Consider the following 12,340-nt stretch of genomic DNA (forward strand, 5'->3'; position numbering starts at 1 on the left):
TCAATTTCTGACCCAAGAGGCTTAGATAATGGCTATGACTGTACATTGCGACGTCGTAAGCGCTGAAAAAAAGATTTACTCCGGCTTGGTAGAGATGTTGATCGCTACTGGCACCGAGGGTGAGTTGGGCATTCAGTTAGGCCATGCTCCGCTGCTGTCTGCGCTCAAACCGGGCGCTGTGCGGATCATCAAGCAAGGTGGTGAAGAAGAAATTCTGTATGTGTCCGGGGGCTACCTCGAAGTACAGCCGAATCTTGTCACCCTGATGGCCGACACCGCGGTGCGCGCGAAAGACGTCGACGAGGCCGCAGCATTGCAGGCCCAGAAAGACGCCGAAGCGACACTGGCGAATAAAACCGGCGAGTTTGAGTATTATCGTGCTGCCGCCGAGCTGGCAGAAGCCGCCGCTCAGCTACGCACATTGCAAAAACTGCGTAAGAACGTTCGTTAACAGCGTTCGGCAGGGCTCGCCCTGAACAAGCCGTATTCCAGCGTGGGTAGCGGGTGTTGTGTCACCATATTTGGTGAGTGCAATGCTGGCACCCACTGCAAGGATGCGGCTTTTTTATTATCTGCATCACCGTTAAACAGAGTCTGACCACAAAGGATGAGTTACCTCATGTCACTGCTGCACGTTGTTATTCTGGCCGCAGGCCAGGGCTCCCGGATGAAATCATCGCTGCCAAAGGTGCTGCACAAGGTTGCCGGGCGATCCATGCTGCACCACGTGATAGTGACTGCCAAAACCTTGGGCGCGGCGGGGATTCACGGGGTAGTTGGCCATGGTGCCGATCAGGTAAAAGCCGCCTCTGCGGGCCATAACGTCAGCTGGGTTATGCAGGAGCAACAGCTAGGCACCGGACATGCCGTTGCCCAAGCATTGCCAGGCTTGCCGGATGATGCGCGAGTGCTGGTGCTTTACGGCGATGTACCGCTGACTACGGCGGACACGTTGCAAGGGTTGGTTCAGAATCTGGATGAAAAATCCCTCGGACTGCTAACGGTCACTCTGGATAACCCCCAGGGCTACGGCCGTATTCTGCGCAACAGTGCAGGCCAGGTAACGGCCATCGTGGAACAAAAAGACGCCAGTGCGGAACAGCTGGCGATTTGCGAAGTGAACACAGGCATCCTTGCCGTCAGTGCTCGCCATCTGAAAACCTGGTTGCCACAGCTTTCTAGTAGCAACGCCCAGGGTGAATACTACCTGACCGATATCATCGCCATGGCGGTGCAGGCGGGCATGACGGTCAACGTTGCTCAACCGAGCAACGCGTTTGAAGTACAAGGCGTGAATAACCGTGTGCAGCTGGCTGAGCTTGAGCGCTGGTATCAAAGCCGCGAAGCCGAACGCCTGATGACAGAAGGAGCCACTTTGGCAGACCCGGCGCGGGTAGACGTGCGCGGTGAGCTTAGCATTGGTAACGACGTGCTGATTGATGTCAATGTGGTGTTTATTGGTAAGGTGACCCTGGGTAGCCATGTGTCTATTGGTCCTGGCTGCGTGATCACCGATGCGACCATAGCTGACGGCGCGCAGATTCACGCTCACAGCGTGATCGAGCAAGCCAGCGTGGGTGAAAACGCCCAAGTTGGACCATTTGCGCGCTTGCGGCCGGGTACACAGTTGGCGGCCAACACCAAAGTGGGTAATTTTGTTGAGACCAAGAAAACCATCCTGGGTGAAGGCAGCAAAATTAACCACCTGAGCTACATCGGCGATGCTACGCTGGGTGCCGGCGTGAACGTGGGTGCAGGTACCATCACCTGCAACTATGATGGTGTTAACAAGTTTCAGACGGTGTTGGGTGATGGCGTGTTTATCGGCTCCAACAGTGCGTTGGTCGCACCGGTCACTATTGGCGCTGGTGCCACTGTTGGCGCAGGCTCGACCATCACCAAAGATGTCGCAGAGCAAGAACTGGCAGTTGCCCGCGGGCGCCAGCGCAATATACCCGGCTGGCAACAGCCAAAAAAACACTGAGCACGATTACTTTTTACTGTTTTCCAGAACTTTTTTCACCGTTTTCACGACAATTTTTACTACAAACAGGACAAACAGCATGTGTGGTATTGTAGGTGCGGTTTCAGAACGGGACGTTCACGGCATACTTCTTGAGGGACTGCGTCGCCTTGAATACCGCGGGTACGATTCAGCAGGTATGGCCGTGATTGACTCCGCAGCACAGGTGCATCGCGCCCGCGAAGTGGGCAAAGTGGCTGCTTTGGCTGAAGCCATTGCTGCCAATCCGCCGGCGGGTCCTGTTGGCATCGCCCACACCCGCTGGGCCACCCACGGTGCGCCCTCGCAGATGAACGCCCACCCACACATGTCTGGCGACCGACTTGCCATCGTTCACAACGGCATTATCGAAAACTATCAGGAACTGCGTGAGGAACTGAAAGCTGAAGGCTTCGAATTTACCTCGCAAACCGACACCGAAGTGATCGCCCACCTGATCGAGAAAAAATACCGCATTAACGGTGATCTGTATCAAGCGGTTAGCCAGGCGATCAGCCATCTGCGCGGCGCTTACGCCCTGGCGGTAATACACGCCGATGAACCCGATCACATGGTCGTGTGTCGCGAAGGCAGTCCGCTGGTGATTGGCGTAGGCATCGGCGAGAACTTCATCGCATCTGACCAACTTGCGCTGCTGCCGGTAACAGACCGCTTCATGTTTTTAGAAGAAGGCGATATGGCAGACATTCGCCGCGACCGCATGGAGATTCGCGACCGCGAGGGGCAAGTGGTAGAACGCACAGTGAGTCGCTTTGAACACGGCAGCGATTCCGCTGACAAGGGCGAATATCGCCACTTCATGCTGAAGGAAATCTTTGAGCAGCCGCGTGTAATCAAAGCCACAATGGAAGGCCGAGTCATAGCCAAAAAAGTATTGGAACAAGCGCTGGGAACGTCCGCTGGAGACCTGCTCAAGAACGTGCGCCACGTGCAGATTATTGCCTGTGGCACCAGTTACCACGCCGGCATGGTGGCCCGTTACTGGATTGAAGACCTGGCCGGTGTGCCCTGCTCGGTCGAAGTGGCGTCCGAATTCCGCTATCGCAAGCACGTAATTCAGCCCGACACCCTGTTTCTGTGTATTTCCCAATCCGGTGAAACCGCCGATACTCTGGCAGCCTTGCGCCAGGCCAAAAAAGCCGGCTTCCGCGCCGCTTTGGCCATTTGTAACGTGCCAGGCAGCTCGCTGGTACGTGAATCTGATTTGGTGATGATGACCCAGGCCGGCCCGGAAATTGGTGTGGCCTCCACCAAAGCCTTCACCACCCAGCTCACCGCGCTGCTGATTTTCACCCTGGCGTTGGCGCGCCACAACGGCCTGACCGAAGAGCGCGAAGCCGAAATCGTCGAGGCGCTTCATAAAGTGCCGGGACAGGTCGAGCAGGTGTTGGCTTTAGACAGCGCCATCGCCGAGCTGTCTGGCGCCTTTTTGGACAAAGTCCACAGCTTGTTCTTGGGCCGTGGCTCTTTGTTCCCGGTGGCTCTGGAAGGTGCTCTGAAACTGAAAGAAATTTCTTACATACACGCCGAAGCCTATCCGGCCGGCGAGCTCAAGCACGGCCCGTTGGCGCTGGTAGACAGTGACATGCCGGTGGTAACGGTAGCGCCGAACAACGCGATGCTGGAAAAGCTCAAGTCCAACCTTGAGGAAGTCCGCGCCCGCGGCGGTGAGCTGTTTGTGTTTGCAGACTCTCAAGCCAACGTGAAGGCGGAAGAAGGCCTGCATGTTTTATCACTGCCCTCGGTACACGAGATTACCGCGCCTATCGTGTACACGGTGCCGCTACAGCTTTTGTCTTATCACGTGGCCGTGTTGAAAGGCACGGATGTGGATCAGCCGCGTAATCTGGCGAAGAGTGTTACGGTGGAATAAGACCCGTAGGACTCTGGTAGAGTTTTGTCAGAGGACATTATAGTTTGATAAATCCTAATAAAGTCTGATAATTTACATTAAAGTTTGATAAAAGTAAGCCTCCTGCTATTCTAAGTTTAGCAGGAGGCTTTTTTTATGGCAGATACTAATAAACCCATCGATCCGAAACACGAAAGGCTGCTCAAAACCCGTGGCCGGGGAGCAGGAAAAGACTATGAGCCATTCATCAAGGTTCATGAGCTCAGCAGTCAGGGTGAAAGTGTTCGAATTCGAAGTGCTTCGGTCGGTCGAGTGCATCACCTGCTATCTGGTATAGAACTTTATGCCTTCTTGATTTTCGATCAATTTGAGAAAACCATTGATATTCGTGAACAATATCCCCTGCCAATCGAGGATACTCTCGATATCTGTGCTCGCTTGGGTATTCGTCATCCTCAGGTCCGTGGACTTCTGACCGTCGTTTCAACCGATCTTTTGATCGACCTGTCTTCGGGTAAGCAACTGGCGATTGCCGTCAAACCCTCATCAGAACTATCAAAGCTAAGAGTTATGGAAAAACTCCAAATTGAAAAAACATTCTGGGAAGCTCACGGAATCGAGTGGAGGATTTTCACACAGAGGGAAGTAACTGATGGTATGCGAGAAAATCTGCTCTGGATCCAGCCTTACCTAAATCCGGACATGACCAATCACCAAGAGCTGGGCGTTTCAGACGTGCAGGATCTTTTGTACCGGCTGGAGCTGTACCCCCAAGCCAAGGTGACACGACTGTGCGCAAAGCTCGATGACCAATATGAACTAGACCCCGGGTTTCATTTGAGCATCCTCCGGCATGCGGTGGCCTATCGATTCATACGGGCTCCTTTAGATAAAGCGTTCTACAGCTGGACCTATGGAGACCTCGCACTCAGAGAAACAGTGCCAGTCGCCGGGGTGAATAATGCTTCTTAATCAAGTTTTCAGCGATCCCGATACAAATAGACGTCACAGAGTCGTTCTTGAGCATCTAAGTAACTTAATGCTGATCGATATAGATAGCGAGAAAGCCTGGCCTTTCCCAATCTCAGAAGAAGAATTCCACGCAGCTGGATATGAATCTATCTCTGACCCATACCCTTTGGTCAGTATCGAAGAGGGCAGCGTTGGCGCTGCAAGACGGGACGACGCGTGGAGTACCATCAGCCCTTTACTTGGCGATTACGCGCTGATGTTCATCAAGAGTGAGCGTAATCGGCTGATAGGCCAGCTCCTAATATCTACTGATAAGCCGAGGCTTTACATCACTCGCCAACTTCGGCGTTATTGGCAGAGGGGAATGGCACCAAATGCTTTAGCGCCGGACTACTATAAATGCGGAGCCGCTGGGCAGCCAAGGCGCGAAATTGAAAACAAAGTTGGGCGAAAGCGAACGGTTTCCCTAGGGGTAGGTGTACCAGTAACAGAGGAGGTAGCGGAGCTGTTTCGCATGGTGCTCGATGGCTTTTATCTGACCAATGAAAAGGTGCCGCTGACCGCGGCGAAGGATAAAGCTGTTGGCCTCTTTAAAGCACGATATCCCACTGCCACAGAATCGGCGGTGCCCACACTGAAGCAGTTTCGGTATTTCTTTCAGACTAATTATCAGAATAGCGTAGTCATGCGGAAGCGAACTCCTGCACGAATTTACGAAAAAGATATACGAGCGTTGACAAGCACGTCAGCGAATCTGAATTTTGGCCCCGGAGCACGATACGAGATCGATGCGACGATCGGCGATCTTTATCTCGTGGCCGAAGATGATCCTAACGTCATCATCGGTCGACCCGTTTTGTACTTCGTCAAAGACGTGTTTAGTCGAATGGTGGTTGGCATGTACGTGGGCCTGGAAAACCCCTCTTGGGTGGCCGCAATGCTGGCGTTGAGTAATTCCTTTAGTGACAAAACGGCCTATTGCCGGGAATACGGAGTGAATATCCGAACGGAAGATTGGCCCAGTATCGGCATTCCTGCGGGGATGATGGCCGATAGGGGCGAACTTCTATACCGCCAAGCCGATGTGCTGGTTAACAGGTTCGGCGTGCAACTGAGTAACTCACGGGCCTACCGAGGTGATGATAAAGCGATCTGCGAGCGGTTCTTCAACACAATTCAGAGTCAGTTCCGGCCTTACGTGGGGGGTGTAGTGGAGCCGGTGAATGGTAAGAAACGCATCGGTAAGCGCTATGAATTGGATGCAGTGCTGAACCTTTCTGAGTTCACAAAAATGCTGATCAACCTGGTTGTTGTCTATAACACCCAGCATGTTATTGAAGGCTATGACCTTGCGCCCGATATGCCAGTAGACCTGCCATCAATACCGTTGGATCTATGGAATTGGGGAATCCAGAACCGCACCGGCAAGCTCCGGTTATGTGACGAGAGTTTAGCTCGAATTAACCTTTTGCCCTATGAAAATGGAACAGTGTCTCAGGTGGGCATTACCCTCAAAGGTCTTGTTTATACCTGTCGGGAAGCAATTACAGCAGGTTGGTTTGATCGCATCCGCCAGAACCGGCCATCAAAAGTTGAAGTTGCCTTCGATCCCAGGCGAACCAATACGGTCTATCTGAGACCCGACAAAACGTTTGAGAATTATTGGGTGTGCGAACTTTCGGACAGAAGTCGCAAATTTCGCGATATGAGTTTTATGGAAGCCGCTGGCGTGCTCAAAGCTATGGGCCGTACGAAAGCGACCGCTCGACAAGCTGAGGAGTATCGAAAGCCGGATTCACTGGCCGACGTTGAACAAATTGTTGCGACTGCCAAGAAACGACAAAAAATCAATAAGTCATCAGCCAGCGATTCAGCGCGGCTCCGTGGAATACGGGACAATCGCGTGACAGAAAAAGAGACCGAAAGAGACCAAAGTGCTATTAGAAATAATAATCAGGTCAAGCGAGACCGCCCAGCCGATGTAGTGCCTTTCCGCTCTCAAAAAACGCCCTCAAATGAGGGCATAGACTACCCCGATTTGGATGCTTTCTTGGAGGACGATGATGATTAAGTTGCCACTCGCCGAGTACCGAGAAGCAGAAATTCGGGAATATGAAGGGCATCCACTGATTAATGCTTTGCCTCCTATTAACTCACCGCAGGCTACTGCGAAAATGCTAGACCGCTTCCCGAGCGTGGACGAAGCTGAAAAGTTGCTGCCAGCCCACATTCGACGTCATGCAATGATGCGAATTCTGGATCAATTTCTGTATCCAACCAAATCTCATCTACAGTTGGAGCAAATGATTTCGGGCATGATTCGCCGTGGGTATCTGAGCCGGAATATTGCTGCGTCTGATTACCACCGTAATCTTGATGATGTGGCACATACTGACTTCACAGCAATCTTACGAAACGCTGGTAATGAGGCGTTGGTCAGTTCTGTCATCGGATGCTCTGGTACCGGCAAGACAACGGCGGTAGAGGCTATCTTAAGGAGTTATCCGCAAGCGATTTACCATCCTGACTACCAACATTGCCAGCTTGTTTGGTTAAAAGTGGAATGCCCCCATGATGGCTCGGTGAAGAGTTTATGTACTCATTTTTTCCGAGCTATTGACGATGCGCTGGGTACGGATTACCAAGCGCTTTATGTGAAAAGTAGATCTTCTGCAGAGTCTATGCTGGGAGACGTTGCTCGTGTGTCTGCGCTGCATTCAGTCGGCGTGCTCGTCATTGATGAGATTCAGCACTTGGAGAAATCTCGGTCGGGAGGTGCGGCCAAGATGCTTAACTTCTTTGTCACTCTGACTAACGAGATCAAAGTACCAGTCCTTTTTATCGGGACGCCCAAAGCCCTAGAGCTTTTTCAGCCGACTATGCGGTCGGCGCGAAGGGCGGCTCAGTTTGGCAGTCTGGACTGGGGGCGGTTTGCACGCACCGAGAATACTGGCAGTGATGAAGAGTGGGAAAGATTCTTCAAGCGACTATGGAAGCTGCAGTGGTTTGAGCACGCAACTCCTTTCACTGATGAAATGATGGACTTGTTCTGGGAGTACACTCAGGGTATTGCGCACATAGCCGTTGCCCTTTTCTATCTCAGCCAGGTAAGAGCAGCTGTGTCGGGTCGGGAGTCAATAGATCGAGCGATCGTAACCAAGGTCTACCAAGAAGAGCTTGCGATGATGCATCCGATGATTGCCGCTTTACGAAGTGGCCGAGAAGCAACGATTCTTCAATTCGCTGACCTTGATATACCCAGGGAGGCGCTGCGTGTTCACAGTGCTTTGCAGAAAGCTTCGTATATGCCTGTTGATCAAAAAACACAGACTGATGCTCAGAGCTCCAAACTGGAGCGTCTGATTGCGATATTAGGTCAGACGGGTATTGGGGAAGATATTGCGCCCATTGTTGTTGAGCAGGCTCTGGAGGAGCGGCCAGATGAGGATTTATTCTCGTTAGTAGCTCATATTAAAAAGCTGGAGGAGAAGACTTCGGCGCAGCCTGAACCCAAAGCCAATCCTCAGAAAAAAGAGAAGTTGCGCCCGGTTTACTTGGAAGATGACCTTCGGTTGACCCGGGATGACGATCCTGAGGAGACATACCGAAGCCTGAAAAAAAGAGGTGTGATTATTGAACTGTCAGCTTATCTCAGATGATACGACGTGAACTCCATACGTTGAACCAATACACGGGTTCAACGTGGTCCAAATCGGTTGCCACTAAAGAGCCACCTCTCAGTATCAGATGGACAAACCTCACCCTGGGCAAAAGCCCCAATCCAATTTTGGTCACATCGTAAAGCTGCCCAGCCGTTTCTCAATGGAATCAAGAAACCCCATCATATCAACCAGTGTTTCGCTCTCAGGAGTTGTCGTCTTATCCTTCAAGTCAGCCGTAACAATGCCATCCCCTACGGTATCTTTTAATGCTGCTTTGAGTCGGGCAGAATAATCAAGCAAGGCTTCATTGCGCTCCCGGCGGCCCAGGGTTTCCAGGGCATTCGCGAGGGCGTAGATCAGCGCTGAGGGGTTGAAATGCGCGTCTTTTCCATTGCTTTCCAGGTATTTGAGGTATAGATCGTGGGCTGTTCCATGCGGTGCCTCAAAGAGCATCGTGCTGCTCTTGCTTTCGATGATGGAGCTTGCGGTGGCGAGGCTACCGCCGAGAGCAGCAGAAATATCAGAAAATATATCCCCGTCCAGGTTCTGGGCAGGGTAAAGCGCACTCCGGGGAGGATCAGTTATCATTTTTATCAGCTGGCTCGAAGGTCGCATGATCATGAAAGCGGGCGGCGAGGTGTGATCCGCGGCCAGTTCGCGGCGCACATCGTTGATGACGGTGCTAAATACCTCGTCGTATTCCATGTATTCTCGTTTGAGACCAAAATATACTTCTTTGTGCTTGCTTGAGGCATCCCTAAAAACTTGGCTGACCCAGTCCTTGATTGCCTCATGGTCATTGGACATGAGCAGGATTGGGTCGCCCTGACTGACACGACGAGCGTGCTTTTCTACTCCATCGACGACAACCTTGAGGATGCCGTCTTCCTGAGCAGGCATGTTGAAACTGCCGTATTGATCACCACCGCCGGCACTCATGCGCGAGATCGAAACATGAGCGCTTCGGACGGGTATGCCGTAGCGTTTTAGCTGCTTGACAAGCTTATACAGTTTTCGACCGGTGGTGTTGTCCGGCACGCCCCACAGTGCGCGCTCTGGCGGGTTGGCAACAATACGGGCGGCCTGCGCATCGACCAGTTCGTAGTAGTAGTTGATACCCACCGCTTCAAATTGCTTTTTGTATTCCGGTTTGTAAATAGCTTCTATAGCGGCGCGCATTACGCCATCGTAGCCAGTAATCACGGTATCTTTCAGGCCGAGGTAAGCATCTCGTTTTTCGTCAATTGCGCGCTTGAAAAACCGGTGAGCCCAGGCTTTAACATCGGCGATGTCATTAGTAGCCAGTAGCCAGGGGTCGCCTTTTTTCACATCACGGCGGTGCAGCTCGACCGGGTTCCCGCTTTTTCCGACGAAGAGCAGTTTGACCACGCCCGTTGATGAGGACAATTCATTGTAACTGTCCTTAATGCCCCCGTTGTCCATGGTGTCGACATCAATATCACGATCAATCCAGTCGGGTTTCCGCACCCTGAGATTCTGGAATTGAATATCCTCCCGGGTGATGTTGCCCCCGATCCCTTTGCGTATTGCGCCATTAGGTGACTTGGTCGCGAGCGGATCAAGCCTGGACTGACTGAGCTCTGGGTGCTTTTCAAGCATCGCATCCAATTGCTCTCTGTTCACGGTCATGCCGGCGTTCTTGACGCCAACACCGTATTTTTTGAGTGCCTCGATGGCTTCGAAAATAACCTGGCCGTTCGTCAGAAACCGATGTTCGGCCGATAAATCGATTTCTATCAGCTCAATAGCCAGACGGGTTGTGACAAACTTTTTCAGGATTTCTTCAAAAGCCACCTGAGCCATCTCATCGCCGTGCAGAATGACCAGCGGTGATTCCACCTGAATTTTATTGACCATTGCTTCCTCCAGTTTTCGGTTGGCTCAAACGCACGGTCAATGAACGTGTGAGACGTTCATTGATAATTGGTGTCGATGCGGTGCGTCCATTTAAGCCTTGAGAACGTTGCGGGGACAACCCCCCAACCAGGATGCGAGTTGACTGTCCGGAATGCGGAGCACGCTCAAGCAAGTCCGGATGCTCTTCCACCATCAATTGGTAACGCTCCTGTACAGGCAAGCTATGATGGCGAAACTCACGTTCACTGATGGTTTCAGCCAACTCTTCCACTAAAACCAGTGCTCAGATCATCCAGAAATTGCCTTCTAGAACAGGTCGTTTCCTTCACCGAGTTGATACCAAACAGACGGCTAAGGTCGCCTCTTAAAATCTCATGTTTAGGCAAGCTTGACTGATTACCCGTGATCCGGGTAGCCCGCATTTCTGGAGACGCCGGGAATGGCGCGTTGGAAAGTTTATTCATCGGTCACCTCCTGTCATCACAGGTATGGGCATCGAGTAGATCAGAGGCGAGCGGTTATTAAGGCTCACCTCAACGATGCCCAGCACATGGACTAGCTTACATGATAATGATATTATAATTAAGGTATAACCTAATTATCATAAGGTGCCATGATGACTAAAAACTTTAAGCAGGCCGCGCTGGACTATCACTCGAAGCCCGTCCCCGGGAAGATTTCCACTGGCCTGACCAAGCCTGCAAGTACGGTGGGCGACCTCTCACTTGCCTACAGTCCGGGTGTCGCGGAGCCAGTGCGCGAAATAGCCCGCGATCCGGATAATGCTTACCTGTATACCGGGAAAGGCAATCTGGTCGCAGTGATCACCAATGGCACCGCGATTCTCGGGCTCGGAAATCTGGGGCCGCTGGCCAGCAAACCAGTAATGGAAGGCAAGGCCCTGCTATTCAAGCGTTTCGCAGGCATTGACTCCGTTGATATCGAGGTCAAGGCAGATACCGCCCAGGCGTTTATCGATACCGTCATTCCCATCTCAGATACCTTTGGCGGCATTAACCTGGAAGACATCAAGGCACCTGAGTGTTTCGAAATTGAGCGAGTTTTGATTGATCGCTGCGATGTTCCAGTATTCCATGACGATCAGCATGGCACCGCCATTGTAACGGCGGCAGGTATGCTGAATGCATTGGAAATCCAGGGTAAGACGCTGGGCACCGCAAAAATTGTCTGCTTGGGAGCGGGTGCAGCGGCCGTTGCCTGCATGCGAATGCTGTTAAGTCTCGGTGCGAAACGAGAAAATCTGTATATGGTTGATCGCAGAGGTGTGATCCGCTCCGGCAGGGAGGGTTTGAATAGCTTTAAGGAAAAATTTATTAATGATGGCGGAGCAAAAACACTGGACGATGCCATTGATAGCGCAGACGTTTTTGTTGGATTATCCGGGCCGGATTTGCTCAATGCTGAACAGCTCAAACAAATGGCACCCCGGCCGATAGTTTTTGCGTGTTCGAACCCTGACCCTGAGATTTCACCCGAACTGGCAATGTCGGTTCGGGACGACCTGATTATGGCTACAGGTCGATCAGACTACCCTAATCAGGTTAACAACGTACTTGGTTTTCCGTTCATTTTTAGGGGCGCGCTGGATGTACGCGCTAAACGAATTAACGAAGCCATGAAGGTTGCAGCTGTTTATGCAATTCGAGATCTGGCGAAAAAGGAAATACCGCAAGATGTCCTAGCCGCCCATCAACTGAGAGAACTGTCTTTTGGGCCCCACTACATTATTCCTAAAGCCATGGACTATCGGTTACTGACGGAAGTGTCAGACGCAGTTGCCAAAGCGGCCATCGAATCGGGTGTTGCACGTTTGCCCTATCCTTCACACTATCCGTTATAGGGAGCCCCAACGTGCCACAATATATTGAGGACAAGTGTTCGGCGACAATTAATATGACCGGTCGGACAGGATAGTTGACGCCGAACAGACAA

10 protein-coding genes are annotated in these 12,340 nt (G+C 51.9%); 7 read left to right on the forward strand and 3 right to left on the reverse strand.

Annotation, left to right across the window (positions count from 1 at the left end):
- Nucleotides 1-28 precede the first annotated feature (28 nt).
- The 6 genes from ATG98_RS07800 (at nt 29) to ATG98_RS07825 (ending at nt 8,506) form a co-directional block, all read left to right on the forward strand.
- Nucleotides 29-451, forward strand: a complete 423-nt coding sequence (locus tag ATG98_RS07800) for a F0F1 ATP synthase subunit epsilon (protein WP_098422563.1) — start codon at nt 29-31, stop codon at nt 449-451.
- Between the two features lie 168 nt (nt 452-619).
- Complete coding sequence (gene glmU, locus ATG98_RS07805; RefSeq protein WP_098422564.1) at nt 620-1,984, forward strand: bifunctional UDP-N-acetylglucosamine diphosphorylase/glucosamine-1-phosphate N-acetyltransferase GlmU; 1,365 nt, start codon at nt 620-622, stop codon at nt 1,982-1,984.
- Nucleotides 1,985-2,063: 79 nt separating this feature from the next.
- On the forward strand, nt 2,064-3,896 hold the full coding sequence (gene glmS, locus ATG98_RS07810) for a glutamine--fructose-6-phosphate transaminase (isomerizing) (RefSeq protein ID WP_098422565.1): 1,833 nt from the start codon (nt 2,064-2,066) through the stop codon (nt 3,894-3,896).
- A 135-nt stretch (nt 3,897-4,031) separates the two neighbouring features.
- Nucleotides 4,032-4,847: a TnsA endonuclease N-terminal domain-containing protein gene (locus ATG98_RS07815; RefSeq protein WP_098420458.1), complete on the forward strand. Its 816-nt coding sequence runs from the start codon at nt 4,032-4,034 to the stop codon at nt 4,845-4,847.
- Nucleotides 4,837-6,918, forward strand: a complete 2,082-nt coding sequence (locus ATG98_RS07820) for a Mu transposase C-terminal domain-containing protein (protein WP_098420460.1) — start codon at nt 4,837-4,839, stop codon at nt 6,916-6,918. The genes ATG98_RS07815 and ATG98_RS07820 overlap by 11 nt, the downstream gene beginning before the upstream one ends.
- Nucleotides 6,908-8,506 carry an ATP-binding protein gene (locus tag ATG98_RS07825; RefSeq protein ID WP_228706057.1) on the forward strand — a complete coding sequence of 533 codons (1,599 nt, stop codon included), beginning with the start codon at nt 6,908-6,910 and terminating at the stop codon, nt 8,504-8,506. The genes ATG98_RS07820 and ATG98_RS07825 overlap by 11 nt, the downstream gene beginning before the upstream one ends.
- A 132-nt stretch (nt 8,507-8,638) precedes the next feature.
- On the opposite strand, the gene ATG98_RS07830 is transcribed toward ATG98_RS07825, so the two are convergent.
- Genes ATG98_RS07830 through ATG98_RS21820 form a run of 3 tightly spaced genes read right to left on the reverse strand, consistent with a single transcriptional unit; the run spans nt 8,639 to nt 10,851 of the window.
- Nucleotides 8,639-10,387 (reverse strand): isocitrate/isopropylmalate family dehydrogenase, encoded by a 1,749-nt coding sequence (locus ATG98_RS07830; RefSeq protein ID WP_098420462.1) that lies wholly within the window; start codon nt 10,385-10,387, stop codon nt 8,639-8,641.
- Nucleotides 10,377-10,658: a hypothetical protein gene (locus ATG98_RS21815; protein ID WP_155903126.1), complete on the reverse strand. Its 282-nt coding sequence runs from the start codon at nt 10,656-10,658 to the stop codon at nt 10,377-10,379. Before ATG98_RS21815 ends, ATG98_RS07830 begins: the two co-directional genes overlap by 11 nt.
- On the reverse strand, nt 10,642-10,851 hold the full coding sequence (locus ATG98_RS21820) for a hypothetical protein (RefSeq protein ID WP_155903124.1): 210 nt from the start codon (nt 10,849-10,851) through the stop codon (nt 10,642-10,644). Before ATG98_RS21820 ends, ATG98_RS21815 begins: the two co-directional genes overlap by 17 nt.
- A 152-nt stretch (nt 10,852-11,003) precedes the next feature.
- Here ATG98_RS21820 and ATG98_RS07840 point away from each other — a divergent pair, with 152 nt between their 5' ends.
- Nucleotides 11,004-12,248, forward strand: coding sequence for a malic enzyme-like NAD(P)-binding protein (locus tag ATG98_RS07840; RefSeq protein ID WP_098420464.1), 1,245 nt, complete (start codon nt 11,004-11,006; stop codon nt 12,246-12,248).
- Nucleotides 12,249-12,340 lie beyond the last annotated feature (92 nt).

The sequence above is a fragment of the Marinobacter sp. LV10R520-4 genome (assembly GCF_002563815.1).
GTDB lineage: Bacteria > Pseudomonadota > Gammaproteobacteria > Pseudomonadales > Oleiphilaceae > Marinobacter.